Source organism: Nocardia vaccinii NBRC 15922, from assembly GCF_001613305.1.
GTDB classification, from domain to species: Bacteria; Actinomycetota; Actinomycetes; order Mycobacteriales; family Mycobacteriaceae; genus Nocardia; species Nocardia vaccinii.
The window spans coordinates 24036-50855 of sequence record NZ_BDCC01000080.1; the positions used below are offsets into that span (position 1 = coordinate 24036).

The window sequence follows — 26820 nt, forward strand, 5'->3', positions numbered from 1 at the left end:
GCCGAGCGCGGCCGTGCCGCTGCTCCACCGACCGCCCTGCGGCATCGTGCCGAAAATGCCTCGCGACCTGGGATTTCGTGTCGCGACAGCCCTGCTCGCCGGGTCGGGAAAAGCTGTGGCATCCGTGCGGGAGTGCGGCTACCATGACCAGCACGGGAGGGGCGGGTGCTGGTATCCGCTTGGGCTGTGCGGCCGTTCGATCCCACGGGTGAGCGGGGGTGCGATGACAACACGCGAGGAGCACGAACGCGCTGCCGCGGCAGGCAACATCGATGCGATGCACGATTTCGGCCAGTATCTCGAACGTTCGACGCCACCCGATATTCCCGCCGCGCTGGACTGGTACGGACGGGCCGCCGCCGGCGGACATCGTTGCGCGATGAACGATCTCGGTCGGCTCGCCGAAGGCGCCGACCCACCCGATCTGCGGTCCGCGCGCGAATGGTACGAGCGCGGGGCGATCGCGGGCGACGCCACGGCCATGTACAACATGGCCGGATTGCTGGCCGACCGCACGACTCCGGCGGATCCGGCGGGCGCGCGGCCGTGGTACGAGCGCGCCGCGGCAGCCCAGTACAAGGACGCCTACTTCAAACTCGCCTATCTACTCGCCGAACGTCTCGATCCCCCGGACCCGGCCGCCGCCCGCAAGTGGTACGAGAAGGCCGCCGAGCACGGCGATTCCGTGGCCATGTACAACATCGGCCAGCTGTATCGATACACCCTCGAACCCAAGGATCCGGTCGCCGCGCGCCACTGGTACGAGCGCGCCGCCGGCGGCGGATACACCAACGCGGCATTCACCCTCGGCCTGATGTCCGAGGCCGACAACGACATTCCCGACGCGATCCTCTGGTACGAGAAGGCCGCCGCGGACGGCCACGCGGGCGCCATGAACAACCTCGGCACAGTGCTCGAGGCCAAGGTGCACACACCGAATCTGCCCGCCGCCACCGAGTGGTACGAGCGAGCCGCCGTAGCCGGCAATACGAACGCGAAGACCAATCTCACCCGGCTGCGCGGCGCCGCCGACGCCGCGCCCGAACGGCCGAGCGTCGAAAGGACGGTCCTGCCGGACCGCGCGGTTCGCGCCACGGGCGCCGCACGCCCGAAATCCACGACGGACTCCTCCGGCGTCGCGGCGGCCCTCGATGCGCTGATCGAGGATACCCCATACCGGCACAACCCTTTTCGGATCGCCGGGCTGCACACCGACGCCGATTCCCGTCAGGTGCGCAAGCGCATCACCGAACTGGAGGCGGCCGAGAAGCTCGGCGCCCCCCTGGCCCGTACCACCGCGCTCCCCGTCTCCCCACCGCCCGACGCCGCCGATGTGAAGGCCGCGCTCAACCGTCTGCGCGAGCCGGTGAATCGCCTTGTGCAGGAATTGTTCTGGCTGTGGCCGTGCACCGATGACGATACCGCGCTCGCAGCGCTGTCCCGCGACGACACCGCCACCGCGGAAGGCGTCTGGCTGGACCGAATGGACCAGGACGCCATCGCCGCGCACAATATCGCGGTGCTCCGGCACATCCAGGGACTCGAGACTCCGCGCGGACAGGCCCCGGAAACCTGGCTCGACGCCCTGACCGCATGGGGTTCGGCCATGGGCGCCGAAACCATGTGGAATCGCCTGCGGGAGCGCGCATCCCGGATCGACGACCGCCGCCTGGATTCCGCCGCCGTCGCGGAGTTGCGCGGTGCGCTCCCGGCGATGCTGCTGCGCATCCAGGCCGCACTCATCGTGAATGCCACGGCGAACGACGATTTCGCGGCCGCCGACCTCCACATCGCGGTACTCGACCGGTTCGCCGAGCAGGTGACGAGCCATCCGGGCGCATTCGACACCGGCGCGATCGACGACGCCCGCGGCTGGGCGATCCGCAAGCTGGCCGCGCGCCTGAAAACGATTGCGGACGAGGCACATCGGGCCGGATCGCAGCGCCCGGCCGAGGCAGCCCAGGCCGTGCAGCGGATGCTCGATCGCGCCCGGGTGCCGCTGCTGGTCATCGACCGACTGCGCCCGCCGTCCGATCCGCTCGGCGCCGGTGCGCACGACGATATCGTCGGCACGGCGATCTTCTGCGATATCCAGCACTACAACGAGGTCAGAGATATCGCGTCGAGTGTCGCGATGCTCGAGCGGCTCGGCCCGATCGCCACGACCACGGCCATCCGCGACCGCCTGCGGAAGGAGTGGTCCGCCACGGCGACGCTCCAGGTGGACAAGCTCTGCGCCGAGGCCCGCGCCGGCACCGAGGCGAACAAGAAGCAGGGCCTGCAAGCCGCACGCGATCTGCTGGACCGGACCCGGTTGCCACTTGCGAGAATTCGCGCGAGTGACGATCCGGGCGGCGAACGGATCGCCCGCGCCCAGGACCACATCGCCACGACGGCGACCTCGTGCGCGGTGTCCTACTGCAATGAGACCGGTGATATGGAGTCCACCGAACAGGTGCTGCGCCGGATCCAGCCGCTGCCCGTCGGCGCCGAGACGCGCGCCTTCGTGCAGGAGCAGATCGCGGTCCTCGCGGGCATGCTGCGCGAGCGTGACGAGGCCGCCAGGCTACGGAACACCTGCTGGTTCTGCGAGGACCGGCCCGCGGCCCACGGCCGGCACTACCCGTTCGGCCTGCACCGCGACGTGACGTATTCCGGGAACACCAAACGCTGGCGCACGCTGACCGTCGAGGTGCCGCGCTGTGACCGATGCCGTCAGCTGCACCTGCCCGAGGAGAGCAAGCGCAACAAGCTCGGCGGCGCCGTCGCACTCGGCGTTCTGGGGGCCATCTTCAGCTTCTTCATCGGTTTGGCCGCGCATCCGGTGTTCATCGTCACGGGTATCTGCGTGTTCGTCGCGCTCGTCGCCGGTGTCGGGGTGCTGTCGATGGGCAGCGACGAAATCAAGAACCGGGCGTTGACATATCCACCCGTGACCGAATTACTGGGGCAGGGATGGCGGAGAGGCGAGCGGCCCGCGTAGCCGCCGACGAAGGGGTGAATCTGTATGGCGGACAAGGATTTCCGGCCACTGCTGGCCGATCTGGCAACGGGCGTCTGGCGGTTGAGCAACAAGCTCGCCGACGACGACGCCGGCGCGGATCCGGCGAAACTGCTGCGCGCGGTGACCCGCCAGGTCACCTCGATGGCGGATGCCCTGGCCGAGGCCGGTATCCGAGTGCAATCGCACACCGGCGAACCGTTCGACGGCGGTCAGTCGGTGCAGGTGATCGCGTACGCGCCCTCGGCCGCCGTGGACCGGGAGCAGGTCGCCGAGACGATCATGCCCACGGTGTACGCCGACGGACTCCTCGTGCAGATGGGCCAGATCATCGTGGCCACACCGGAATCGGCGGAACCGAACTCCTGAGCTCGCCGCAGCGAATCGGCACCTGTAACTACTTTGTGGCACAACCATTTTCGGAGGAGATATGGCACGGTCGACGGTTGATTTCGGAATCGATCTCGGCACCACCAACAGCGCCATCGCCGTCCTGCACGGCGTCGACGCCGAGGTGATCAAGAACAACGAGGATTCCGACACCACGCCGTCGGCGGTGTGGATCGACAAGCGCGACCGGCTACGGGTCGGACGGGCCGCGAAAGAGCGGAGCGAGTCCGATCCGGACAACACCACCTCGGAGTTCAAACTGCGCATGGGCACCGCCGGGGAATCGGTGCGTTTCGCCGCCAGCGCACGCGAACTCACTCCGCCGCAACTGTCCGCCGAGGTGCTCAAGACGTTGTGCGCGGATGTCGAGCAGCGGCTCGGCGAGAACATCGAGGCCGCGGTGATCACCGTCCCGGCCGCATTCGACATGAGTGCCTGCGATGCCACGCGCACCGCGGCCGAGGCCGCCGGACTGCGTTTCTCGCCACTGTTGCAGGAACCGACCGCGGCCGCGCTCGCCTACGGCTTCCAGGCCACCGACGACAACGCCCGCTGGCTGGTATACGACCTGGGCGGCGGCACATTCGACGCCGCGGTCATCCAGTTGCGCGACGGCGAGTTCACGGTGCTCAACCACCGCGGCGACAACTATCTGGGCGGGAAGCTGATCGACTGGCGGATCGTCGAGGAGCTGCTGATCCCCGCGGTCCGCGACGAATTCGGACTGTCCGATCTCGCCCGCGGGACCGCGCGGTGGCGGCCGGTGGTGAACAAGCTCAAACTCGCCGCGGAAAAGGCGAAGATCCAACTGTCGCGTGCGCCGATGGAACCGATCGAGATCGAACTGGACGACGGCGCGGGCGGACGCTTCGAGTTCTACTACGAGTTGCAGCGCACCGATGTGGAGCGGCTGGCCGAACCCCTGCTGACCCGCTCGGTCAACCTGTGCCGCAAGGCGCTCGAGGAAGCGCATCTGTCGCCCGGGGATATCGATAAGCTGATCCTGGTCGGCGGCCCGACCTTGTCGCCGTACCTGCGCGAACATCTCACCGATGCGACGCGCGGCCTGGGCATCGCGCTGGACACCAGCCAGGACCCGCTCACCGTCGTCGCCCGCGGTGCGGCGATCTTCGCAGGGACGCAACGGATTCCGCAGCTGTCCGCACCGGCGGCCGCACCGGGCGGATTCACCGTTCAGCTGGAGTATCAACCGGTCGGGCCCGACCGCGAACCGCTGGTCGTGGGTCGTATCTCGGGTAGCGAGGGGGCCTCGCTGGACGGTGTGGCCGTGGAGCTGATCAATGCGGGGGCGCAGCCGCCGTGGCGCAGCGGCAAGATTCCCGTCTCCGACACCGGCGTGTTCACCACGACGCTGTGGGCGGAAACCGGTCGCACCAACACCTTCGAGCTGGAACTCACCGATGCGGCCGGGCGCCGCCGGGAGATCACCCCCGGCACGCTGACCTACACCGTCGGCGCGGTGGAGACGCAGCCACCGCTGATCCATACGATCAGCGTCGGCCTGTCGGACAATACGACGATCCAGCTGATCGAGCGCAACACCCCGCTCCCGGCTCGCGCCCGCAAGCGTCTGCGCACCTCGGTCGCGGTTCACCACGGGGCCACGCGCACCGGGTTGATCCGAATTCCCGTGCTGGAGGGCGAATATGCCCGCGGCGACCGCAACCGCACGATCGGCCATCTGGATATCACCGCCGATCAGATCGAGCGCAGCATCCCCGAGGGCAGCGACGTCGAATTGACCCTGGAGATCGATGCCTCGCGCATCCTGCTCGCGCGCGCCTATCTGCCGTACCTGGACGCCGAGTTCGAGAACGTCATCGATCTGCACACCGAATCGCGGCCGGACGCGGCGAAGTTGCGTCGCAGCACCGAGGCCGAACTCCAACGGCTCGACCAGGTCCGCCAGCAGCACGGCGAGTTCGGCAACCCGACCTCGGAGCTGTTGCTGAGCCAGCTGGAGCAGGAGCGGACGGTCACCGACACCCAGCACCTGGTGGCCGCGGCGGAAACCGATCCGGATGCGGCCATCGCCGCCGAACAGCGGTTGCGTGATCTGCGTGCGGCGATCGACCAGGCCGAGGACGAGCTGCTGTGGCCGAGTCTGGTTGCGCGGGCCAAGGAGACGCTCGAGTACACCCGCGTGCGCGTCAACGAACTCGATGACGACATGTTCCGCCGCGAATTCGACCAGCACGAGGTCGCGATCCGCGAGGCGATCGACTCGCACGAGCCGGATCTGTTGCGGCAGCGCGCTTCCGAGCTGGCCGCGATGGTACGGCGAATTCTCGATCGCACCGGCGAACTGCAAATCCTCATCTTCGAGGAACTGATCAAATACCGCGCCGAGATGGTCGACATCGTGCTGGCCGATCGGCTGATCGCCGAGGGGCACACGGCGCTGGATTCGCAGGAGATCACTCGGCTGCGCAATATCAACGCCCGCCTGCGCACCCTGATGGCCGACCCGCCGCCGGAGCCGGATCCGTTCAGCACGATCCGATCACTGTGATGGGTCGACCGGTCTGCTACCGCGCCGAGCCCAGGCAGAGGTAGGTGCTGAGAAATTCGCCGGACGACTGGTTGGAGAGCCCCCGTGCTGCATTGAGCCGCTGGCGCTGATCATGCCGACACCTTCGGCACACCAGCGCAATCGGAAGAATTCGCGATCCACCTCGCCGCGAGAGATCGATGGAAAGACATTCGGTGGCAACCCCCGCGCTCTGAGCGTCACTCTACGAGTGAGCCAAGTCATCCTGATGGCACGAGAGATTACCGACCTATCGGCGAGGGCAGCCACCCAATTCCACCGGGCGGCCACCCCGGCCACTCCCCTGGCAGCCCGGCGAGCGGCACGACAGCCGTTTCCCGGATCGATGCCCTGGCCCAGCCCGTACTCTCGGACGAGGTGCGGCGGATCGCGAAAGCGCTTCCGTAGCTTCACCACCGGCGATGTCGCACGGAATGTGCCCGCCGCACCGGCTGATCGGCGGAGGAGGTACGCAGTATGCCGTCCGGATCGACGGATTCGCTGAATTCCTCCCAGTCCATGTTCGCGATCGAAAGCTGGATCACGACGTCCAGCAGGGCGTGCGGCGTGGCGCGGAAGGATCGTGGCGCTAACGACCGCGTGCCTGTCCGCAGTCGTGAGCAATGCGGCCGGTTCCGCGCCGGTATCTCACCGCCCGGCATCTGCAATACTCGTTCGGCTTCGGTCTCACGCAGATCACCGCCTCTGCAGTCGATCTCATCCGACCGGGCGCGGGCCCATGCCTGCGACGGCGACGCGGGCGTCGGCGTCGGCGGCGACCATCAGGCGGCTCGGTACGAGTGCAGGGCTTTGGCCGTGGGGGAGTTGGAGATTGCCGCGGGATCGGGGTGGGTGCCCAGCACGCGGTCGGCCGTGCCGGTGGTGGTGACGGTGAACCAGTAGTGCTCGTTCTTGAAGTGGTGTAGGCGGTGATTGTGCCTGACCGCCTTGAAGATTCGGGTCCGCGGCTGGTAGTCGGTGTGGATCAGGTAGTGGATCCACTCGTAATTCAGGCCGAGCACTCCGATCATGGTCAGGAACGTCAGGCCCGAGCCCAGCCGCGGAAAGGCCAGCAGTGCGATGGCGAGCAAGGCGGGCAGCAGCCAGAGAAAAGTCTGCCACGGGATGAAGATCAGCCCCACCTCGCGCGGATCGGCGTGGTGCTCACGATGTTTGCGGGCCAGCAGCGAGTCCACCGTGAGCCTGCCGATCCGGCGTGGCCGCCAATGCAGCACGCCGACGTGAATCAACCACTCGGTGAACGGGAACAGCGCGAGCATGACCGCGGGCACGACAACGTCGGTGTACTGCCAGTCGCCGACGACGACGCGAGCGGTCGCGGCGGCCACCAGCAGTCCCGCGATGATCCACGGTGACGGGTGGCGCGCGAACTCGCGAGCCGCGGCGGTCAGGGTGAGTTCCCGGCGGCGGCCACGGGTATCCGCCGATCGGGCAGCAGGCCCGGTGTGGCGATCGCGGTCGCCCTCCTGTGCGGCGTGGGCTTTGATCCGCGCGGTGAGGTTCATGGCGTGTTCTCCTCCAGGCGATGCATCAATGTGTCGAATTCCGTTGTCGCCGTGGCTAATAGCTGCTCGGCTGCCTGCCGGGCGGCGGCTGCGCCGCCGGCGGTGATCGCCTCGGCCAAGGCGCGATACCGGTCGACCTGGCCGACCTCGACTGCCATCAGGTGCGCCAAGGCCACCATGGCCGGTTCGTAGACGGCGCGTAGATCGTTGAACAGCAGCCGGTACACGATCGAGTCCGCGGCATCGACCACACGATCCCAGAAGCCGAGTGCCTCCAACTGCTGAGCAACCGGATCTGATTGTGCGGCAAGGGCTTCCACGGAATTACCCAGCACCTCGGCGAGGTCGGGGCCGACGCGTTCGGCGGCCAGTCCGGCGACCTCGCGGCCCATCGCCAACCGAGCCTCGAGGATGCTGCGCAACACATCGTGGTCGAGGCGGCCCTTGCGCAGGATCAGCCGAGGCAGCAAATCGAGCCCGGCAGCGCGGCGGAAGTCGCGCACGGTGGTCGCGCCACCCTGGCGCACGTCCACCAGCCCGCTGTGCGCCAGTCGTTGCATGGCCTCCCGCACTGTCGGCCGGGATACCCCCAGCGCCTCGGCGAGTTGCCGCTCGGCCGGCAATGCCGCCCCGGGCTCCAACTCCCCGTCGAGCATCTCGTCCACGAGTTGTTCGAACACCGAATCGGGCGCGGTCCTTCGATCGATCCGTCGTAATGCCACACCCGAACGGTAAGCCCAGCAGTGGTAATAGGTCAAGTGGTCAGACCAGTGCGCCGAAGCCGGAAAGGGTCGAAGCCGCGGCCGGAGCGAGTCCGTTGTCGTCGCAGGAGCGCCCGACGATCACCCGGGGTTCGCGCGGAAAGCTCGATTGCGGGCGGCACGCGGGGGTAGGGATCGTCGGCGGTGAGGCCAGTTCGAATCCGTCGGACCTCAACCCTCCTGCAGCGCGGCGATTCCGGACCGCAGCAGCGGCTCGACCGTCGCGCCGATGGTTTCGAAACCCGCGCCGACGGTCTGCCCGTTCAGGTGCCGGAAGTGGATGCCTTCGGAGATCACCGCGAGTTTGAACGAGGCCAGCGCGATATAGAAGCCGATGTGCGCGAGGTCGCGGCCGCCACGTTCGGAATAACGTTCCAGCATTTCGGTTTCGGACAGCTGGCCGGGCGCGGCGGCCGCATCGTTGACGCCGGGCAGATCGAGCGCGCTCATCCGCTTGTAGACCACCAGCAGGCCCACATCGGTGAGTGGATCGCCGAGAGTGGCCATCTCCCAGTCGATTACGGCAGCGATGCGGTCCTGATCGTCGATCAGGACGTTGTCGAGACGGTAGTCTCCGTGCACGATTCCGGTATCCGACTGCGCTGGAAGGCATTTCGCGAGCAGGTCGTGCAATTCCACGGCTGCGGGCAGATCCCGGGTGTACGAGGCGTCGAGCTGCTTCTTCCACCGCCGTACCTGCCGCTCCAGGAAGCCGTCCGGCCGCCCGAACTCCGCCAGGCCGATCGCGGCCGGATCGACCCGATGCAGTGCGGCCAGGGTATCGATCAATCCGGCCGAAATAGCCCGGGTGCGTTCGGCGCCCAGTGATTCGAGTTCTGTCGCGGTCCGGTACGGAGTGCCCTGGATCCGTTCCATCACGTAGAAGGGCGCACCGATGACATCGGCATCCTCGCACAGCGCATATGCCCTGGGCACCGGGACGTCGGTACCCGCCAGCGCGTTGATCACCCGATATTCCCTGGTCATATCGTGCGCGGTGGCCAGAACATGTCCCAGTGGCGGCCGACGCAGAATCCATACCGAGTCGCCGTCGGTGATCTCGTACGTCAGATTCGACCGTCCACCGGCGATCAACCGTCCGCTCAGCGGTCCGGCCACCAGCCCGGGCCGCGCATCGTTCAGCCAAGCGGTGAGCCGATCCGGATCCAGCCCGGGTAGTGCCGGGTCATCCTGTTCACTCATTCAGGCAGTGTAGAGGGGCCCACACGCTCCGACCGCCCTTCGGGCGCCTCAGCAGACCGCCTGGGCCGCCGCGAGGTCGCGCTGATGCGCCTGCACGATCGGGACGGCCTGCTGGGCGACGTTCTTGACGGGCTGTGAACCGCCCGTGGCGATTTCGGCGTTCCCGGCATTCGCCGCGTCCTGGTGGCCGGCCACCAAGGCCTGCAGCCACGCGGTATCGAAGTCACGTCCCATCTTGGTCGACGTGCTCGCGATGGTCTGCGTCTGCTCCGAGGTCGGCAGCATCGGCAGCGGTATATCGAGTTGACTCGCGGTGGCGGAGACCATCTGGTCCAGTCGCATGTGGTCCGCGATCAGTGTGGACGACATCTGCTCGATCTTCGGGCACGATGGCATCGCCTGCGCTCGCAGACCGAGGGCGATCTCGGTGAGATTCGTCTGGTGAGCGGCGATGAGAAAGTTCCTGTCCTGCGGTGGCACGGCGGGTTCCGCGCTCGCCGCGGCACTGGGCGATACGGCCGCCGCCGCACACGCCCCGGTGATCAGAATCCGGCGCAAGGCTGACATATCTCCTCCTCCATCGCGGATATTTCTCGCGCGACATGCCCACCCTGCGCAGGGTTATTCGCGAATCTGGCGAAGAATAGCTTCCGCGGTTCGGGGTATTGCGGCTGCTGTGGTGGAGAGCTCCACAGCTACCACCGGACCCATTCGGATCCAACCAACGGAGTCGATAATGCTGCTGCGCAGAATTGCCCGCCCCCTGCTCGCCACCGCATTCATAGTGGACGGGGCGACCATGTTCATTCATCCCGAACCACTCACCGAGAGCCGGATCGCGACGAAGTCACCGACGGACCCCGTCCGGCTGGTGTGGGGGATCGCGGCGAGCCGGGTCGGCGGCGGGATATTGCTCGCACTCGGCAAAGCACCGCGCCTCGCGGCCCTGACCTTGGCCGCCACGTCGGTGCCGGTCCTGCTCGCCGAACAGGAATTCCGCTCGGAGACCGATCCGGCTCGGCGTTCCGCTGGTGCGACCGCGTTCGTGAAAGATGCCGGACTGCTCGGTGGGCTGCTGCTCGCGGTGGCCGACACCGAGGGCAAACCCTCCCTCGGTTGGCGCGGGAGACGGGCGGCACGCGAGGCCGCGGGGACGATCTCCGCCGCTCTGCCCACGAAGGGGGCGATTGCCGGCGCACTGCCCACGAAAACGCCCCCGGCCGCGGAGAACGTCGCCCGGCAGGCGCTCGATATCCTGGAGCACCGCACACACGACGCCCTCGAGGCCGCCCGCACCCTGGCCGAGCAGGCTCGCGACGAGGCCGTGGACCTCACGAACACCGCGCGCCCGATCATCGCGGATCGAAGCAGCGAATTGGCCGAATCCGCACGCCGTCACGGCGGGCGACTGATCGAAGTCACCAGAGATCGCGGTGCCGAACTCGCCGAGGCCGCCAAACAGCGCGTGAGCGACCGTGGCGGCGAATTGGCCGAAACCGCCAAACACCGGATAGGCGACCGCGGCGCGGAATTGGCCGAAACCGCCAAACAGCGCCTGAGCGACCGCGGTGCCGAATTGGCCGAGACCGCCAAACAGGCCAAGAAACAGGCCAAGCGGCGCATCAGCAACTGACCGAACACGCGGGATCATCGGGGCACCTGGCAGCTCTGCCGGCCGGGTGCCCCCTCGGCACCCCTGGACAGCGATGCGACCGGCGGCAATCGAATATTACCGACGGCCCGGCGCTGGGCCGGAGTCACTGAATCGGGCCGCCGACCGCCCTGCGCATCCGATCGAAGCGAACGGCGATGGGATATCCGCCCTGCCCGATATCGAACTGATCCAGGTCGGCGGTCAGCGTTTCGGTGAGCGTCCGCATAACGTGCCACGCCAAGCCGTACTCATTGATCGGCTCACGCCCGACGACGGTCCCGGTGACGCAGACACTCACCCACCGGTCATCGAATGCGAAATCGCATTCGATCGACGATCCCGCGACCGCCGCATCGATCAGGATCGTCGCGATCTCGTCGATGGCGATCTGGACATCGGTGACATCGTCGAGTGCGAGATCGGCAATCAGCAGGCAGGTTTCGGTGAGCGCCCGCACCATCGTCAACTGCCCTGGTCGCGCGGGCACCCGCAAGCTCACTGTCTCCCCGTGAGACGGCTCATTACTCCGCACGTCTTACTCCTGCTCGTCTGCGAGTAGGTTCTCCGGACGCGTACCCGGCGGCCAGGTCGCGAAACTGGAACGCGCGAGTGTTTCCGGTATGAAGCAGGCCGCCCCGGATTCGGGGCGGCCTGCTTGCGCGGCTCCGAGGTCGCGATCAGTCGCCGTCGTGCTGGTGAGCACGCTGGCGAGCCTCATCGGCCGCGGCCTTGCTGCGTTCCTTCTCCGCCTCGGCCTCCTTCTCGGCCGCCGTGCGCTGGGATTCGGCCCGATCCTGCTGGGCCCGGCCCTCGCGCCGCAATTCGTCATCGTTCACCGCGGCGCCGGCGACCTCCTTGGCCCTGCCTTTGACGCCTTCGACGACGCCCTCCAAACCCTCACGGGCACCGCTCTTTTCGTGCTCGGACAAGACATCCACCTCCAGATTGCCGGAATCGCTGACAACTGCGCCCTACCCGGGCTCAGTGCGCCGAAACGCCCTCGTCCACTCGCCGGTGCGAGACTCGCAGCACTTTTCGATCGTGCGCGCAATGGGTACTCCAGAGACGTCGCATTCACGTGGCAACGAGAGGATCCCCAATGGTCCACGACCCGATCGTGGCCGAGGCCGGGCCTCCCCGGTCCCGTCACGGCCCCAACAGCTATGACGACATCGATGCCTGGTTCGAAAAATTGGCCGGATGCGCCACCGACGATCAGCACCGCGAGGAGCTCCGCACCGAGATCATCCGGCTGTGCCTCCCGCTCGCGGAGCATATCGCGTTGCGCTACACCGGCCGCGGCGAGAGTTATGAGGACCTGTACCAGGTCGCCCAGCTCGGGCTGGTATTGGCCGTGGACCGTTTCGACGTCGCACGCGGAACATCGTTTCTGTCATTCGCGGTTCCGACCATCATGGGAGAGGTGCGACGGTATTTCCGCGACAGCACCTGGGCGACCCGGGTGCCGCGCCGGCTCAAGGACCTCCAATCGCTGGTCGGTCCGGCCACCGAGCGGCTGGCGCAGGACCTCGAGCGGATGCCGAACGCGCGAGAACTCGCGACCGAACTGTCGGCCGATCTCGTCGACGTCTCCCAGGCCCTGGTCGCCGGCAACGCGTACCGGTCCAGTTCGCTCGACGAGGTGGTCATCGACGACGACAGCGACCACAACCCCGAGGGCGCCCGCCTCGGGGTGGAGGAGCGCTGCTACGAGCTGACCGAGGATGCGATGGCCGTGCGTCCGTTCATCGCCGACCTGCCGCGCCGCGAGCGCCGCATCCTGGTGATGCGCTTCTTCGAGTACAAGACGCAGACCCAGATCGCGCGAACGCTGAACATCTCCCAGATGCAGGTGTCGCGCATTCTCACTCGTACCCTGCGTCAGCTGCGCGAACAGGCGTTCCCGGACCCGGCGTGACCCCCCGCCGCGACCGCTCGCAATAGGTGATCACCGCCAGCCAGGCCGATACGACCACAGCGAACAGCGCGACGACGAGCAGCAGAGCCGTGGGCGAATATCCGGTGTGCGCCGTCGTGATCGACAGCAGGAACGGGAAGGCGAAGCCCAGATAGGCGAGGATCTGATAGGCCGCCGTCGCGGTGCCGAGCGATCGCGCCGGCACGGCCTGCTGCACCTCGGCCAGACCGCAGAATTGCGTGACACCGTAAGCCCCGCCCAGCAGTGCGGATGCGACGAGCACCAGTGACGGAGACCGCAGCTCGGCGGCCCACGCCGCCGCACCGATCGAGACGACGACCGCGGCCATGGAGACCATCAGCAGCCGCGCGGAGCCGGGCCGATAACCGCGCCGAATCAGCGGCTGCACAACGATTCCCGCCAACGCCGTGATTCCGGTGGACACCGCGCTGAAGGCCATGGCATGACCGGCCACATCCGGGGCGATCAGGGTCGGCAGGTATGCCAGGGCGATCGCCGCGGTGCCGAATACCCACGGCGAGAACGGAATCAGCACCAAGAGAAAGACCCGCGCGACAGCGGGGCGCGGTGATGCCGGAACCATGTCGGGTTTCGTTGCACCACTGACGATTCGGTGCGGATCGGGCGCACGGCGCACGGCGTACGCGGCGATCGCCAGGAGCACGAGATGCGGCAGATACGGCACCACGGTCGGCGCCGGGACCCATTGAGCACAGATCCCGGACACGAACGGCCCGGCGCAGAATCCGATCGTCATGGCCACCGTGGCGCGGCGAGCTCCGGCGCCGACGTCGCGTGTGGTCCGTGACAGCTCCCCGACCCAGGCCGCGCCGGTCCCGAAGGCCAGCCCGTTCGCCACACCCGACAAGGCACGGCCCACCACCAGTGCGGCCACCGCATGACCACCCAGGATCAACAGACAGGTGCCCGCGGCCGAGATCGCCAGCGATACCGAAACGACGGGACGCCTCCCGATCCGGTCGGACAGCCGACCACCGATGAACAGCGCCGGTATCAACCCCAGTGCGTACAGCCCGAATACGCCGTTCAGCACCGCGTCGGTCAGGCCGAGCCGATGTTCGTACAAAACGATCAGGGGCGGGAACTGATTGGCGCCCCAACCCATCACGGTCAGCGCCGATCCTGGTCCCAGCCAAGACCTTTGGTGAATATGCGACCGCGCTGTGCGTGCATCCGTGGATACCATGACCTCAGTTCAGCCCGCATCCCCGGCGGTCACAAGTGACCGATCGGACACTATAGGTACACTTTCGGACATGCCGCACGTTCTGGCGCTCGCGGTGAGCGAGCAGGTAGGGATCTTCGAGCTGGCTGCCCCGTGCGCGATCTTCGGAACGGACCGGTCCGAATTCACCCGGGGCCGGGGCTGGTACGACTTCCGTGTCTGCGCGTCCGGAACGACCGCTGTCGACCAATGGTTCGTCACCGCAACGCAACACACGTACGAGCAACTGATCGAGGCCGACACCGTGGTCGTACCGGCCTGCCACGACCTGGATCTCACTCCACCCCCCGACCTGGTGGACGCGTTGCGACAGGCGCACCGCCGCGGCGCGCGGGTCGTGTCGCTGTGCACCGGCGCGTTCGTACTCGCCGCCGCCGGCCTGCTCGACGACCGACGCGCCACTACGCACTGGCTGCATGCCGAAACCCTCGCCCGCCGCCACCCACGCGTCGAGGTCGACCCCAACGTCCTGTACGTGGACGAGGGCCGGGTGCTGACCTCGGCGGGCAAGTCGGCGGCAATGGACCTGTGCCTGTACCTGGTCGCGAAGGACTACGGCGCCACCGTCGCCAACACGCTCGCGCGCCGACTGGTCACTCCACCGCACCGCGACGGCGGCCAAGCCCAGTACATCCCGCCTCCGGCGATGCCGAGCACACCGGGATACCTCGACCGGGCCGTATCCTTCGCGCTGGGAAATCTGCACCGCCCCATCGGCATCGACGACCTCGCCCGGCACGCCGGGGTGAGCGTGCGAACCTTGCACCGCCGCTTCCGATCCCAACTCGGCACGAACCCGCAGACCTGGCTGCACCGCCAACGCCTGGCCCGCGCCCAGGAACTCCTCGAGCGGACCGATCACACGGTGGACCGCATCGCCCAGGACTCCGGATTCGGCACCGCCCACGCCCTGCGCCGCCACTTCCACGCCGTCCTGCACACCACTCCGGATGCGTACCGCAAGACGTGGGAGGTCGGCAGATGACCAGCCTCGCAAGACCGCGGCAACCGCGCCGACCTGCCAGTTCCCCGGAAATCCTTTCGCGGGCAACCGATTCAGCCGAGAATGTTATCGGGCAAAACGGAACAGCGAGGAGGGTCCATGACCAGGTATGCGCATTTTGTGGGGAGTGTTCCGAAGGAGTTGATGACCGGGGATGGTGCGGTGCTGCGCTGGTTCGCGGACAACAGCGGTGGCCATCCGACGGGGTTGCCCTGCGACCTGGATCCGGACTGGATCATGCAGTATCTGCGCGATCGCGGCAAACACGATGACGTCTTCGAGATCGTCCGTGGCGGCGAATACGCCGACTACAGCGACTTTCCCAGCTACGGCCTGCGCCGTGGGACGAAGCTGGAGCCGCGGCACGTGTCGATGGACCGGCTCGAGCGCATCGGGTCCGTGGTCGCCGCCTTCGATGCGCTACGCGCCGCGCGCCCGGAGTTCGCGCAGACGAAATTGCAACTGAGCCAACCCAATCCGTTGGATCTCGCGATGTTCGTATTCGCCGGCGCCGCGGTGTCGACCGGATTTCCACTCGGTCCGGCGCTGCGGCGGTCGAATCTCATCATGGCCGCGCTGCGGGCGCTGCCGGTGTTCACCGAGGCCGTGATCGAGGAGATCCGGGCGGTGAACGAGCGCTACGGCGACCGGGTGGTCTGGCAGGTGGAATCGCCATTCGCGTTGCTGGGCATGGTCAAGGCCGAACAGCTGGGGTCGAAGTGGGCGGCCGCACCGCTGCTGTCCCGCCAGCTCGCCGGACTGCTCACCGGAATCCACGAGACCGGTGCGCACAGTGTCGTACATCTCTGCTACGGCGATTACCAGCACGAGTCGCTGCTCAGCCCGCGATCGCTCGCCCCCGCGGTCACGCTGCTGAATCACACCGCCCGGCACCTGCTCACCAGTGGAACTCCCTTTCCCGCCGTGCACATTCCGTGCGCGTACGGCAGTGCACCGGCTCCGCAGGACCCCGGGTTCTACGCACCCCTGCGGCGACTCGACCCGGAGTGGAAGATCATCGCCGGTGTGGTGTCGCCGCAATCCGATGCCGACAGCGCTCACGGGCTGCAGCTGTTCGAGGAGGCGGCGGGCCGCCCCGCCTACGGGGTCGCGACCGCATGCGGCCTCGGCCGCTGCAATGTTGCCGAGGCACAGCGGGCCGCGAGAACGATGGCGCAGTTGACCGCCGGGGCGTCCACCGGATAATTTCTCGGGCTCCGCCCGCGGCGGAGGCACGTCAGAGGTCCTGACCCGCCTCCGCCGCACACCGGGATTCGCGGACGCACGGCAATCACCCTCCCCCGCAAGGGATCTACTCGGCCACCCGACCAGCGCAGACATCCCCGCACGCGTCCGAATTCCGCGCTGCGCCATCCGGAAACGGGCATCCGTCGTACTATGGATGAGCTGGAAAGCGGGGTGACGTATGGCGTACCGATCGTGATCGCGGCCTCTTCCATGAGCCTCCTGCGCGCTCGTATCGAGCGATTCTCGGAAATCACTACTGCCACAAAGTAATTCACTGATCACCGTCGTGACGCTCTGTTCGCGTGTCAACGCCGGTCGTTCCGCTATGCCCTATGAGCTAATTCTCAGCTATCATTCGTACATTTGCGATTGCAACATAAATCACTGTTTCCCTAGCAGTTTCAAGACCACCTGTTAGGCTGATTCCCCGTGCGCCGTCGAGCAGTTAACCAACGGCAACGGAGGTTGTGGATTCCGTCTTCCGACAAATGACTCGGGTTCGATTCCGCCGCTACCCGCGGCGCACGATCTTGTTCGCACGTTCCAGGGAGTTGTCATGGGGAACAAGGAAAATCCACACGTTCTGGTGGTCGGCGGAGGTCCGGCAGGTTCGACCGCCGCCGCGCTGCTCGCGCGGTCGGGAGTGGAAGTGACTCTCCTGGAGCGGGATACCTTCCCGCGGTACCACATCGGAGAGTCACTGCTTGCCTCGTGCCTGTCCACCCTCCGGGTGTCCGGCGCCTACGACAAGGTGGCCGCACACGGCTTCCAGATCAAGCGGGGCGGATACTTCCAGTGGCAGAACGACACCTGGTTGTTGGACTGGTCCAAGTTGGTCGACGCCGAGGCGTGGTCCTGGCAGGTCGACCGGGCCACGTTCGACGATCTGCTGCTGCGCAACGCCTCGGACCAGGGTGCGCGGGTCATCGAGCAGGCGAAGGTCACCAACATCGTGTTCGACGGTGAACGCCCGACCGCGGCGGAATGGGTGCGGGCCGGCGACGACACCGTCCACACCCTCGAATTCGACTTCCTCGTCGATGCCACGGGCCGAGACGGCGTGCTGGCCAAGCATTTCGACATCCGCCGCCAACATCCCGCATTCCGCAACGTCGCGGTCTGGTCGTACTGGACCGGCTCGCAGCTGCATCCCGACAGCCCCGAGGGCGCGATCAACGTGGTCTCGACCGAGGAGGGTGGCTGGTTCTGGCACATCCCGCTCGCGGGGGGCCGCAACAGCGTCGGGTATGTGGTGTCCGCGCGATTGGCCGCGGAGAAGTTGCGCGGCAGCGACTCTCAGCAGTTCTATCTGGACTCCATCGCGGCCAGCAAGCCGATGAGCGAGATGCTCGAAGGCGCGACGCAGGTCGCCGAGGTCAAGGCCGAACAGGACTACTCGTATGTCGCGGACCGGTTCTGCGGACCCGGTTACGTCCTGGTCGGCGACGCGGCCTGTTTCCTGGACCCGCTGCTTTCCACCGGCGTGCACCTGGCGACCTACTCCGGTCTGGTGTCCGCCGCGGCGATCGCGACCACACTGCGCGGGGAGATGAGCGAAACCGACGCCCTGGCGTACTACGAGTACACCTACCGCCGCGCCTACACGCGCTTCCTGTCGCTGGTGTCACGCATGTACGAGCACTACATCGGATCCGAGGAGTACTTCGCGCACGCGCACCGGCTCACCGATGTGCACGACGGTGATTCGCCGGAGCAATCGTTCACCCGGATCATGGCGGGGCTCACCGACGTCGGCGAGACGAGCGGCGCGCAGGAGCTGACCGGAACCGACGTCATCGTCTCCGAGGCCGAGCGGTTGGATACCGCCCCCGATGTCGACGGGGTGAACATCAAATACATGGGCGGCCTGGACATGTCGCCGGTCTGGGACCACTGGCGCGACCCGCTGTCGGACACCGATATGGGCGAGCTGCGGATCACCACCGAACCGTTCGGTCTGACCACCCACCCGCGCACCGACGCGGAGCGGGAGGCGGTGGCCCAGCCGGTCCTTCCTCCGCGCCACGACGCGGCAGACGCGCATTAGCGGCGCGGCCACCGGAATTTCCGATGCGAACCGATAGACGGAGTCGGCCGTGACGGTCACCCACTCCGCCCCCGGCCCGCTGGGCGAACCGACGCCCAGCGGGCCGGGGTCCCGGATGAACACCGCAGCGTCGATCGAGCGATTCCACCACCCGATGACGCGGGCACTGCTCACGAGCGAGGGCATCACGACCACAGCGCTCGAACGCCACCTGGCAAGCGATCTGAGCGTGCTGGTGATGCGCCAGGACGAGATCCCGGCCATCACGCTGCCGGCCCTCATCATCGATGTGCTGCGGCTGCGCGCAGCCGACCGAGCTCTGATCCGGCACTCGCGCCTGGTCAGCACCGAAAGGACGGTGTCGATCAATTACGTTGCGGCCGTGGCGCGAACGGCCGGGACGAGCGGACTGGCCGATCCGCGCACCCCGATCGGCCACGGACTGATCGCCCGCGGCCTGACCCAGCGCCGCCGGATCATGTGGGCGGGAACCCGGACGTGGCCGGACGGGCGGGCCTGCGCGGCAAGGGCATACGTGATGTCACTCGGGGACCGCCCCGCGTGCTGGATCCGCGAGGCGTTCAACCCGGACATCGTCCCGGCCGAACGCGCCATGGTGTGGCTGCCGGAACCCGAATTGCGCGACGAACCCGAATTCCGCACGACCCTCCGGCCCGAGGAGATTCCGGAGTGAATGACGTCATCGTCACGATCCTGTTGGATCTGGTCCTGATCATGGTGGCGGCCCACAGTCTGGGCTGGTTGGCCGAGAAGCTCGGCCAACCGCCGGTGATCGGCGAGATCGCGGCCGGAATCCTGGCCGGCCCCACCATCATCGGGCACCACCTGTCCTCGATGCTGTTCCCGCAGTCCGCCCGCCCCTCCCTCGTACTGCTGGCCGACATCGGAGTGGCGGTGTTCATGTTCGTCGCGGGCCTGGAACTCGACCGCGGCATCTTCACCGGTGCGCGGCGCTCGATTCCCGCGGTGTCGGCGGCGGCCTACGTGGCGCCGTTCGTTCTGGGAAGCGGCATCGCGGTCACCGTTCTGGCGCGCTACCAGACCGGCAACCGGCTGCACTTCGCCCTCTACATCGGCTGTGCGCTGGCGGTGACCGCCTTCCCGGTGCTGGCGCGGATCCTGCACGACCGCAATCTGGTGCACACCGAGATCGGCCAACTCAGCCTGGCATGCGCGGCCCTGGTCGACATCATGGCATGGGTGGTGCTGGCGGTGATCCTGGCGCTGGCCCACCCGGGCGGCGCCCCGTGGCGCCTGATCCTGCTGATCCCGCTCGTCGGGCTGATGTGGTGGGGTCTGCGGCCGATGCTGGGGCGGGTCTCGCAGGCCGGCACCGCTCAGACGATGATCGTGCTCGGCGTCGGTGGCGCGCTGGCCGTCGCGGCGATCACCGAATGGATCGGATTGCACCTGATCTTCGGCGCTTTCGCGTTCGGAGTGATCTTCCCCCGCGAACGCCGCCAGGCGGTGGAGTCCGGGGTCCGGGTGCTCAGCGCGATTCTGTTGCCCGGGTTCTTCGTCGTGGCGGGCCTGGCCGTCGACCTGAGTTCGATCGACTCGACCGCGATCGGCGAACTCGTCGTCATCATCGCCGCCGCGGTGCTGGGGAAAGTCGGTAGCGTCTACGTCGCCGGCCGCCTGACCGGAATGCCGGCGCGACCAGCGGCCGCGGTGGCGGCGCTGCTCAACACCCGCGGACTGACCGAGCTGGTGATTTTGTCCGTGGGCCTGACCACCGGACTGATCGGGCCGCAACTGTATTCACTGCTGGTGGTGATGGCGCTCGTGACGACCGCTTCGACCGCACCGATTCTGCGACTCCTCGGCACCGCCCGTGGCCCCGTCGTGACCGAAGCCGCGGTAGCTGCCATCGAGACGCCTACTCCCCCGTAACTTACTGCACAGCAGTGTGTTCCCCACCGTGTCGTCGACTCGCCCCCGAGCGTGGACCGCGAATTGTCACCGTCGTACTGCGTAATATGCTGCGACACAATCGCATACGGGCCGATCGCGGCCGCGGGCAAGGATGTCCTCGCGGTATCGGCCTGCCCATCGGCCGTGGATTCCATTGCCGCCTCGGCAAGCCCGCCGTTGTCGTCGCTGCTATGTTGCTTGGGTGGGCGAAGCGCCAAGTACCGCAGAATGGTTCAGCACTGCTGTCGATGGGTGCCGGTACGCGGTAGTCCTCGCGCTACCCACGTGAGCGCGGCGGCCCGTCGCGCTCGGGGGGGATATCGCCATATTTCCGTTAATCGCCCGGAGTCACGTCTTTGACCACACCGCAATCGCCCGCCCCCGATCCGTACACCACGGCTTCCGGAATGTGTCCTGTTCACCGCGGTCCGTCCCCGGACGCCGACTCGGACTTCCGATTCCCGATGTACACCCCCGATTTCGTCAGCAAGCCGGACGACACGTACGACCGGATGCGCCAAGCGCATTCCACCCTGGTCCCCGTCGAACTGGCCCCCGATGTGCCGGCCACTCTCGTCATCGGCTACAGCACCGCGGTCCAGATCCTCAACGATCCCGACCACTTCCCATCCGATCCACGCGTCTGGCAGAAGTCCATCCCCGCGGATTCGCCGGTCCGGCCGATGATGGAGTGGTTGCCGGCGGCCCGCTACAACACCGGCGCGACCCACCGGCGCTATCGCGACCCCTCGGTCATCGCGATCGACAACATCGACCAGAACTCCATCCTCGACATGGTCGAGAATGCCGCGATCCCGCTGATCACCTCGTTCTGCGAGAGCGGATCCGCCGATCTCGTGATGCAGTACGCATTCCCGCTGGTACTCGAGGTGCTCAACCAGATGTGCGGCTGCCCTGCCGATATCGGCACACGGGTGGCCCTCGGCATGGCCGATCGCTTCGATTCCGACCGTGTCAAGGCCAAACAGGGCATGGTGGACATGCGGGGGGCGCTGATGGAGTTGATCACGCTCAAGCGCGAGCAGCCCGGCGACGACGTCACCTCACACCTGGCCCACCACCCCAATGGCCTCGACGACATCGAGGTATTCGCGCAGCTGATGAGCTTCTACGGCGCGGGATTCGAGGCCCAGCGCACCTTCATGGCCAACGCTCTGCTGCTGATCCTCACCGACCCGCGATTCCAGCCCGACAGCGGCCGCAACCTGTCGACCACCGACGCGCTCGATGAGGTGCTGTTCAACAATCCGCCGATGGCGAACTTCTGCACCACCTACCCGCGGCAACCGATTCAGATCGACGGCGTATGGCTGCCCGCCGATCAACCGGTACTCATCAGCCTGGCCGCGTGCAACAACGATCCGCGCATCCGGGGCGATGCCACCAGCAGCATCGGCAATCGCTCACATCTGGCCTGGAGCACCGGCCCGCACGTGTGCCCCGCCAAGGACGTGGCCTACCGGACCGTCGAGAGCGCCATCGACCAACTCTTCGACCGCATCGGTGAAATCCAGCTGGCAGTTCGGCCCGAGCAGCTGACCTGGCGTCCCGGCCCGTTCCACCGCGCCCTGACCGCGATGCCGGTGGTCTTCGCGCCACTTCGTCCGCACCAGGTGGCGATGTAGGCACCACCGCCCGTAGCACCCGCTCGAACGGCCCGGCCGGCCCGGACAACGCCCGCCGGGCCGTCGGCGCCACCGCTCACACGGGAACGCCGGGCGCCGCCAAAAGCGTGCGGTCGCCGTCGAATCCGTGGGCCATCACATGACGGACAGCCCGGCAACCGGGTAGGTATCGCGGAACGCCTCGCGCACCACAGCTGCCTCGGGCACTGCCCGGCGTTCGATCCCCGCCACCACTTCAGCAACCCGCCAGCAGTGGCTGGGCACCGAGTTGCCGGAGATCACAACCGAGAGCGCCACATTCGCCGCCTCGTCCACGGTGTGTCCCGAAGGAACACACCGTGGACGGGATATCGAGCTCAGCCACCGTCGTCATATTCCGAAAATCTCGGTGCGCCTTCATAACTGGCAACAGTTATCACGTATCGCGAAGCGCCCCGGTGGGGCTGCCGTTGCCGGCGGGGCACGACCGGACCGGTACCGAGTAGCAGCCGAAAGGGCTCCCGGTGCCGCAACAGGGCCTCAGCCGTGCTGGGCGACCGGCTCGGAATTCGCTTCGAGCACATCGAGAACCGCGTCGCCGTTCGCCCTCGCCACCTGGACAGCAGGTGGATCGGATCGATCAGCGTCGCTCCGAGTGAGGTGAGTTCGTACTCGACGCGACGCGGCACCTCGGCATACACCTGGCGGCGGACGAATCCGTGCGCCTCGAGCCGCCGGAGCGTCCGGATGAGCACCTTGCGGGAGATGCCGCCGATCAACTCGATCAACTCGCCATGGCGCACAGGGCCTTTGCCGAGGCCGTAGAGCACGACGACCGTCCACGTGTCGGCGGTGAGCGGTCGATCGGGGCCGCGGTTGCGCAGAACCTGCGCCACGGCGCGTCCGACGTGCGCCAGGAGATCCTCGCGGAGTGCGGGGCCCAGTTTCCTCGCCGGGACGTAACGGCCGCGGGAGCAGCACGGGCATACGCGGATCCGGTGCCCCGCGAATGCCCGCGAACCGATGCCAGTGGGTATCAGGCGAACACCGCGGCATGATCGATGACGAACCGCTCGAAGCGGCGTGCGGGCCGGCCGAGGATCATGGGCAGGTCGTCGGTGAGGTAGTCACAGTCACCCTCGGCCATCAGGCTGAGCGCCGTGGCATTGTCGAGCGCGACGGCCTCGGGCAGTCCGGCGGTGAGCATCGCGTGCCGTTGCTGTTCGAAGGTGATCGGGTGGTAGGTGATCGGCCGATCGAGCACTTTCCCGAACACCTCCGCCACCTCCGCCGCGGAGAGCACCTCGGGCCCGGTGGGCCAGTACGTCTTTCCCGCATGTGCGCCGGGCTCAGCCGCGATCTCGGCGGCCACGGCGGCGACGTCGCGGGCGTCGATGTGCCCGATCCTCCCATCGCCCGTCCCGGTGCTGAAGCTGTTCGCCGTGGCGATCTCGGACGCCATCATCAGGAAGTTCTGCATGTAGGCGTTGTTGCGCAACAAGGTGTAGCCCAGTCCGGAGGCGATCAGCGACCGCTCGATCGCGTACTGGTCACGACGGCGGCGCACCACCGAATCGGCCGACGCCTTGCTGGTGATCTTCACGATGTGTCCGACTTTCGCTCGCACGGCGCTGTCGATCACTGTCAGTTCCTGGGTCGGTATCGCGGGGCTGACCAGCACCACGCTCGACACATCGCGCATCGCGGTGTCGACACTTGCCGCGTTGTCCAGATCTCCCTCGACGACGTCGGCTCCCGCGTGCGCCAAGGCGGTCGCTCTGTTTCGGTCGCGGACCAGGACGCGCACATGTTCATCGCGTTGCGTGAGCAGGCGCACTGCTTCCGCGCCTACCTTGCCCGCCGTGGTGATGAGGATCATCGAGACTCGTCTCCTTTACCGGAGCCGATTTCTACTGAAACCGGCATTTGTTGGTTCAACCAACGTTGGTAAGACCAACGTACCTTTCAATGTTGGGATAGGCAACGGTTAAGATGGCGTCATGGCGGATACGGACGACCCGGCAGATCCTCCGGCCCGGCTGCGCGAACTCGTCAGCTGGCAGGCGGGCAAGGTCTCCACCCTCGGCGCGCGGCTGTTCGCTCGGCGACTGCCGTTGGGTGCTCGTGCCGACTTCGCGGTACTGGCCACACTGGAGGAATACGGGGCTCTCAGCCAGGCGGACCTCGGCCGGCGTCTCGGGCTCGATCGCAACGATGTCAGCGGCATCCTCAACCGCCTCGAGGCAGGCGACCAGGTCAGTCGCACAGTCGATCCCGCTAACCGACGCCGCAACATCGTCGTTCTGACCGACTCCGGCCAACGCCGCCTGGAGGAGTTGCAGCAGTACGCGGACGAGGTTCACAACGAACTCCTGGCCGGCCTGAACGCGACGGAACGGCGACAGCTTCAGGTTCTGCTGGCGAAGTTGCTCGGCAACCACGCGCCACAACCGGCCTGAGTCAGCTGTTCACCCGCGTACGACAACCCGATTCACGGACGTACGCGCCGAGACCGCCGCATCATCCACGGCCCGACACACCCTGGGCACACAGACGGTGTTCAGCACCGCCCCATCGAGGTCGTGCGACGCACCCCCGACCTGGTCCAGATGACAGTCACCTACGCGGACGGACACGCCGCCAGAGTCGGCCTCGGGGTGTTCTGGCGGGGTTCCGACTCATATCTCCGGTAGCGGTTCGTGGTCGGGGTAGCTACCCGGCGGTGCGCAGTCGCGATGACCAAGAAGTACGGCCGGTACGCCGAGGCGAGTGCGCCCTTTGGGGCTCGGCAGGTCGGTCATGCCGAGTCTCCGGTTGGCTCTCGGATGCTGCATTGCGCGTCGAGCATGACGAAGTGGCATGTTGCCTGGTTCTCCCGTTGTTTTCCGCATACTCCGGCACCGGTTGAACCTGGGATACTGAATTACGAATGTCATTGCGGCGCGGATGATCTGGTGAGTGAACTATCATGCAGATCGGTGTGGCACGCGGCAATATCTACGCCGACAACATGGTGTCGAGCCCGTCGGAGCCGAGCCCAATCAGACTGTCCGGGTACACAGTCGGAAGGGGCGCTCATCACTGGCATTGCGCTGCAGCCTGACTCATCAGAATTGTGGCCGGTAGACGATGGCAACTCGCTTTTCGAGAAAGGCACCGTCAGAGATCTGCACGCCACCCTCAACCGACAACCCGAGGAACTGGACGCCGAGGAGAGCAGGCTCATCGAGCTGCTCGCCGCCACCAGCTTCGGGGTTCAAGTCGTTGTCCTCCGCCCCCACGATCTGCGCCACACCTACGCGGGCCATCTCGTCCGTGCCGGTGTCCCGCTGCAGCTGGTTCAGAAGCTCCTCGGGCATGCCTCGATCCGGACGACACAGCGCTACGCGAGCCTCGCGGACAGCCAGCGGGAGAACGTCCGGAGCATCCTCGGCTGACGCGTGTGCCCCACGAATGCCCCACGCATCCGATCGTGGGGCAACCCACAGGCTGTCTGACCTGGGAATACAGAGTGGGCGCAGAGGGGTTCGAACCCCCGACCGCTGGTGTGTAAGTGAACTGGAAATCATGCTCCAGTGTCCAGGGAGTCCGGCCCCGTCCAGGTCAGAGGGGTTGCCGCGTCCGTCACGTATTGCTCCGTCCACCCCATCCGTGCGGGTCTTGGCACACTGTCGGCACGCTGGATCCGATGCCTGACCTGCACGAAGAGTGCCCTTCCGGCACAGCAGAGCGTTCGGGAACTCCAGCAGTTCGCGGGGCGCAGGATGCCCGCAAACGGCCGGAATCGAGCGCCCGGCCCTCAGTGCCCCAAGAGCGCAAGGCGTGCAGCCCGCCGCGCCCGGATCAAGACGGAGGAACCGCAGCCGCACTTCCGAAATTGCTCGACATTCGACGGCTAGGAGTGTTCCATTGAGAGGCACACCCCCGAGCTTGGCCCCTGCGCAAACACCGATCATGACGAGGGACGCGCCCGTGCACCATGACATCTCATGCCCCAGTTGCGAACGCCTGGACTGGGTCCAGAGCATTCCCGCACTGACTTCCACTGGCGTGTCAACAGTCTCCGCCACCGGGTACTACTCTGGCGTCGGTCTCAGCTCCAGCGGTCTTGTCCCTGTCGTGGGCACTTCGGTTACCGAGCACACACGTACCTCCGAATTGGCTGCCGCGACAAGGTATGAGCCGCCTCAAGCATCAACAGTCCGTCCGCTGATTGTGGGGATGGTGATGACCGTCCCAGCGCTCGCCGCTCTGGCCATCGCCGTCAGCAACGTGATCACCCACCCTGGAGTTGATCGCCCCACTGCTATGACCACGATTGTCAATATCGTCCTCGGTATCTGCTATGTGGTGGCCCTGGGCAGCCCTGCACTCATAGCGTTCGGCTTTGTTCGCAATCGTGTGCGGCGCAACAGCCTGATCTCTCGTGGTCGCCCGGCTGCGTATGCGCTGTGGAGCGCCGGAATGTACTGCCACCGCTGCGGCTTCTGCTATTGGCCGACCACGTCGGATCCACGAATCCCAGCGCGCCAGCCCCTGTCCACAGACCAATTTCGGTGGGCCGTGTGGAATGCCGGGGGCTACGCCCAAATCTAGAGCACCTCGACTGATGCCTTCTGCAGGAAACGCGCGGCGCTGACGATGAAGTGATCACCGATCTGTTGGGAGGCCGATCACCGGCTCTGACGGAC

Annotated in this window: 25 protein-coding genes; 14 read left to right on the top strand and 11 right to left on the bottom strand. The window is 66.8% G+C overall.

Annotated features, from left to right (window positions below):
* The first annotated feature begins 223 nt into the window (after nucleotides 1-223).
* From NV1_RS38325 to NV1_RS38335, 3 genes are all read left to right on the top strand, one after another.
* The gene (locus NV1_RS38325) at nucleotides 224-2983 is read left to right on the top strand and encodes a tetratricopeptide repeat protein (protein ID WP_067903380.1); all 2760 of its coding nucleotides are present in this window, start codon (nucleotides 224-226) and stop codon (nucleotides 2981-2983) included.
* A gap of 24 nt (nucleotides 2984-3007) precedes the next feature.
* A complete protein-coding gene (locus NV1_RS38330) occupies nucleotides 3008-3370 on the top strand; it encodes a hypothetical protein (protein ID WP_067903383.1) in 363 nt (120 codons plus the stop codon).
* A gap of 61 nt (nucleotides 3371-3431) precedes the next feature.
* Nucleotides 3432-5924, top strand: coding sequence for an Hsp70 family protein (locus tag NV1_RS38335; RefSeq protein ID WP_067903386.1), 2493 nt, complete (start codon nucleotides 3432-3434; stop codon nucleotides 5922-5924).
* 428 nt (nucleotides 5925-6352) lie between these two features.
* Here the strand turns inward: NV1_RS38335 and NV1_RS47150 are convergent, their stop codons facing one another.
* The 5 genes from NV1_RS47150 to NV1_RS38360 all read right to left on the bottom strand — a co-directional run bounded on the left by NV1_RS47150 (nucleotide 6353) and on the right by NV1_RS38360 (nucleotide 9999).
* Complete coding sequence (locus tag NV1_RS47150) at nucleotides 6353-6604, bottom strand: DUF6924 domain-containing protein (RefSeq protein WP_067903389.1); 252 nt, start codon at nucleotides 6602-6604, stop codon at nucleotides 6353-6355.
* 120 nt (nucleotides 6605-6724) lie between these two features.
* Complete coding sequence (locus tag NV1_RS38345; protein WP_084526517.1) at nucleotides 6725-7468, bottom strand: sterol desaturase family protein; 744 nt, start codon at nucleotides 7466-7468, stop codon at nucleotides 6725-6727.
* On the bottom strand, nucleotides 7465-8190 hold the full coding sequence (locus NV1_RS38350) for a FadR/GntR family transcriptional regulator (protein WP_067903445.1): 726 nt from the start codon (nucleotides 8188-8190) through the stop codon (nucleotides 7465-7467). The genes NV1_RS38345 and NV1_RS38350 overlap by 4 nt, the downstream gene beginning before the upstream one ends.
* Before the next feature lie 210 nt (nucleotides 8191-8400).
* A complete protein-coding gene (locus NV1_RS38355; RefSeq protein ID WP_067903391.1) occupies nucleotides 8401-9432 on the bottom strand; it encodes a phosphotransferase family protein in 1032 nt (343 codons plus the stop codon).
* A 48-nt stretch (nucleotides 9433-9480) separates the two neighbouring features.
* Entirely contained in the window at nucleotides 9481-9999 is a 519-nt protein-coding gene (locus NV1_RS38360; RefSeq protein ID WP_067903394.1) for a DUF4142 domain-containing protein, read from the bottom strand.
* A 169-nt stretch (nucleotides 10000-10168) separates the two neighbouring features.
* On the opposite strand from NV1_RS38360, the gene NV1_RS38365 reads away from it, so the two are divergent.
* Nucleotides 10169-11065 (top strand): DoxX family protein, encoded by an 897-nt coding sequence (locus NV1_RS38365; protein ID WP_067903397.1) that lies wholly within the window; start codon nucleotides 10169-10171, stop codon nucleotides 11063-11065.
* Between the two features lie 124 nt (nucleotides 11066-11189).
* Here NV1_RS38365 and NV1_RS38370 read toward each other — a convergent pair whose 3' ends face one another.
* Nucleotides 11190-11573: an ATP-binding protein gene (locus NV1_RS38370; protein ID WP_169813518.1), complete on the bottom strand. Its 384-nt coding sequence runs from the start codon at nucleotides 11571-11573 to the stop codon at nucleotides 11190-11192.
* Between the two features lie 190 nt (nucleotides 11574-11763).
* Complete coding sequence (gene mbp1 / locus NV1_RS38375; RefSeq protein ID WP_067903449.1) at nucleotides 11764-12015, bottom strand: microaggregate-binding protein 1; 252 nt, start codon at nucleotides 12013-12015, stop codon at nucleotides 11764-11766.
* 170 nt (nucleotides 12016-12185) lie between these two features.
* On the opposite strand from mbp1, the gene NV1_RS38380 reads away from it, so the two are divergent.
* A complete protein-coding gene (locus NV1_RS38380; RefSeq protein ID WP_067903402.1) occupies nucleotides 12186-13004 on the top strand; it encodes a SigB/SigF/SigG family RNA polymerase sigma factor in 819 nt (272 codons plus the stop codon).
* On the opposite strand, the gene NV1_RS38385 is transcribed toward NV1_RS38380, so the two are convergent.
* Nucleotides 12952-14154: an MFS transporter gene (locus tag NV1_RS38385; protein WP_169813519.1), complete on the bottom strand. Its 1203-nt coding sequence runs from the start codon at nucleotides 14152-14154 to the stop codon at nucleotides 12952-12954. The genes NV1_RS38380 and NV1_RS38385 overlap by 53 nt on opposite strands.
* Before the next feature lie 148 nt (nucleotides 14155-14302).
* Between NV1_RS38385 and NV1_RS38390 the strand changes: the two genes are divergently transcribed.
* The 6 genes from NV1_RS38390 (at nucleotide 14303) to NV1_RS38415 (ending at nucleotide 22150) form a co-directional block, all read left to right on the top strand.
* The gene (locus NV1_RS38390; RefSeq protein WP_067903407.1) at nucleotides 14303-15256 is read left to right on the top strand and encodes a GlxA family transcriptional regulator; all 954 of its coding nucleotides are present in this window, start codon (nucleotides 14303-14305) and stop codon (nucleotides 15254-15256) included.
* 117 nt (nucleotides 15257-15373) lie between these two features.
* A complete protein-coding gene (locus tag NV1_RS38395) occupies nucleotides 15374-16480 on the top strand; it encodes a hypothetical protein (RefSeq protein ID WP_169813520.1) in 1107 nt (368 codons plus the stop codon).
* 598 nt (nucleotides 16481-17078) lie between these two features.
* Nucleotides 17079-18569, top strand: a complete 1491-nt coding sequence (gene qhpG, locus NV1_RS38400) for a flavin-dependent monooxygenase QhpG (protein WP_067903413.1) — start codon at nucleotides 17079-17081, stop codon at nucleotides 18567-18569.
* A gap of 49 nt (nucleotides 18570-18618) precedes the next feature.
* The gene (locus NV1_RS38405; protein ID WP_157117650.1) at nucleotides 18619-19263 is read left to right on the top strand and encodes a hypothetical protein; all 645 of its coding nucleotides are present in this window, start codon (nucleotides 18619-18621) and stop codon (nucleotides 19261-19263) included.
* Nucleotides 19260-20483, top strand: coding sequence for a cation:proton antiporter (locus NV1_RS38410; RefSeq protein WP_084526521.1), 1224 nt, complete (start codon nucleotides 19260-19262; stop codon nucleotides 20481-20483). The genes NV1_RS38405 and NV1_RS38410 overlap by 4 nt, the downstream gene beginning before the upstream one ends.
* Nucleotides 20484-20968: 485 nt before the next feature.
* Entirely contained in the window at nucleotides 20969-22150 is a 1182-nt protein-coding gene (locus NV1_RS38415) for a cytochrome P450 family protein (RefSeq protein ID WP_245714147.1), read from the top strand.
* Between the two features lie 135 nt (nucleotides 22151-22285).
* Here the strand turns inward: NV1_RS38415 and NV1_RS38420 are convergent, their stop codons facing one another.
* The 3 genes from NV1_RS38420 to NV1_RS38430 all read right to left on the bottom strand — a co-directional run bounded on the left by NV1_RS38420 (nucleotide 22286) and on the right by NV1_RS38430 (nucleotide 24008).
* Nucleotides 22286-22465, bottom strand: a complete 180-nt coding sequence (locus NV1_RS38420) for a hypothetical protein (protein WP_067903422.1) — start codon at nucleotides 22463-22465, stop codon at nucleotides 22286-22288.
* A gap of 41 nt (nucleotides 22466-22506) precedes the next feature.
* Nucleotides 22507-23025 (bottom strand): winged helix-turn-helix transcriptional regulator, encoded by a 519-nt coding sequence (locus NV1_RS38425; RefSeq protein WP_218027346.1) that lies wholly within the window; start codon nucleotides 23023-23025, stop codon nucleotides 22507-22509.
* A 140-nt stretch (nucleotides 23026-23165) separates the two neighbouring features.
* Nucleotides 23166-24008, bottom strand: coding sequence for an NmrA family NAD(P)-binding protein (locus NV1_RS38430; RefSeq protein ID WP_067903425.1), 843 nt, complete (start codon nucleotides 24006-24008; stop codon nucleotides 23166-23168).
* Between the two features lie 121 nt (nucleotides 24009-24129).
* Here NV1_RS38430 and NV1_RS38435 point away from each other — a divergent pair, with 121 nt between their 5' ends.
* The 3 genes from NV1_RS38435 to NV1_RS44210 all read left to right on the top strand — a co-directional run bounded on the left by NV1_RS38435 (nucleotide 24130) and on the right by NV1_RS44210 (nucleotide 26725).
* A complete protein-coding gene (locus NV1_RS38435; RefSeq protein ID WP_067903428.1) occupies nucleotides 24130-24588 on the top strand; it encodes a MarR family winged helix-turn-helix transcriptional regulator in 459 nt (152 codons plus the stop codon).
* A 387-nt stretch (nucleotides 24589-24975) separates the two neighbouring features.
* Complete coding sequence (locus NV1_RS42910; RefSeq protein ID WP_245714148.1) at nucleotides 24976-25566, top strand: tyrosine-type recombinase/integrase; 591 nt, start codon at nucleotides 24976-24978, stop codon at nucleotides 25564-25566.
* 790 nt (nucleotides 25567-26356) lie between these two features.
* Nucleotides 26357-26725 (top strand): hypothetical protein, encoded by a 369-nt coding sequence (locus NV1_RS44210; RefSeq protein ID WP_169813521.1) that lies wholly within the window; start codon nucleotides 26357-26359, stop codon nucleotides 26723-26725.
* Nucleotides 26726-26820 lie beyond the last annotated feature (95 nt).

Bases quoted from the DNA above. Each gene is read 5' to 3' on its own strand.
- NV1_RS38325 (WP_067903380.1), top strand. From the start codon at position 224: ATGACAACACGCGAGGAGCACGAACGCGCTGCCGCGGCAGGCAACATC.
- NV1_RS38330 (WP_067903383.1), top strand. From the start codon at position 3,008: ATGGCGGACAAGGATTTCCGGCCACTGCTGGCCGATCTGGCAACGGGC.
- NV1_RS38335 (WP_067903386.1), top strand. From the start codon at position 3,432: ATGGCACGGTCGACGGTTGATTTCGGAATCGATCTCGGCACCACCAAC.
- NV1_RS47150 (WP_067903389.1), bottom strand. From the start codon at position 6,604: ATGCCGGGCGGTGAGATACCGGCGCGGAACCGGCCGCATTGCTCACGA.
- NV1_RS38345 (WP_084526517.1), bottom strand. From the start codon at position 7,468: ATGAACCTCACCGCGCGGATCAAAGCCCACGCCGCACAGGAGGGCGAC.
- NV1_RS38355 (WP_067903391.1), bottom strand. From the start codon at position 9,432: ATGAGTGAACAGGATGACCCGGCACTACCCGGGCTGGATCCGGATCGG.
- NV1_RS38360 (WP_067903394.1), bottom strand. From the start codon at position 9,999: ATGTCAGCCTTGCGCCGGATTCTGATCACCGGGGCGTGTGCGGCGGCG.
- NV1_RS38365 (WP_067903397.1), top strand. From the start codon at position 10,169: ATGCTGCTGCGCAGAATTGCCCGCCCCCTGCTCGCCACCGCATTCATA.
- NV1_RS38380 (WP_067903402.1), top strand. From the start codon at position 12,186: ATGGTCCACGACCCGATCGTGGCCGAGGCCGGGCCTCCCCGGTCCCGT.
- NV1_RS38390 (WP_067903407.1), top strand. From the start codon at position 14,303: ATGCCGCACGTTCTGGCGCTCGCGGTGAGCGAGCAGGTAGGGATCTTC.
- NV1_RS38395 (WP_169813520.1), top strand. From the start codon at position 15,374: ATGACCAGGTATGCGCATTTTGTGGGGAGTGTTCCGAAGGAGTTGATG.
- qhpG (WP_067903413.1), top strand. From the start codon at position 17,079: ATGGGGAACAAGGAAAATCCACACGTTCTGGTGGTCGGCGGAGGTCCG.
- NV1_RS38415 (WP_245714147.1), top strand. From the start codon at position 20,969: ATGTACACCCCCGATTTCGTCAGCAAGCCGGACGACACGTACGACCGG.
- NV1_RS38430 (WP_067903425.1), bottom strand. From the start codon at position 24,008: ATGATCCTCATCACCACGGCGGGCAAGGTAGGCGCGGAAGCAGTGCGC.
- NV1_RS38435 (WP_067903428.1), top strand. From the start codon at position 24,130: ATGGCGGATACGGACGACCCGGCAGATCCTCCGGCCCGGCTGCGCGAA.
- NV1_RS42910 (WP_245714148.1), top strand. From the start codon at position 24,976: ATGACGAAGTGGCATGTTGCCTGGTTCTCCCGTTGTTTTCCGCATACT.
- NV1_RS44210 (WP_169813521.1), top strand. From the start codon at position 26,357: ATGACCGTCCCAGCGCTCGCCGCTCTGGCCATCGCCGTCAGCAACGTG.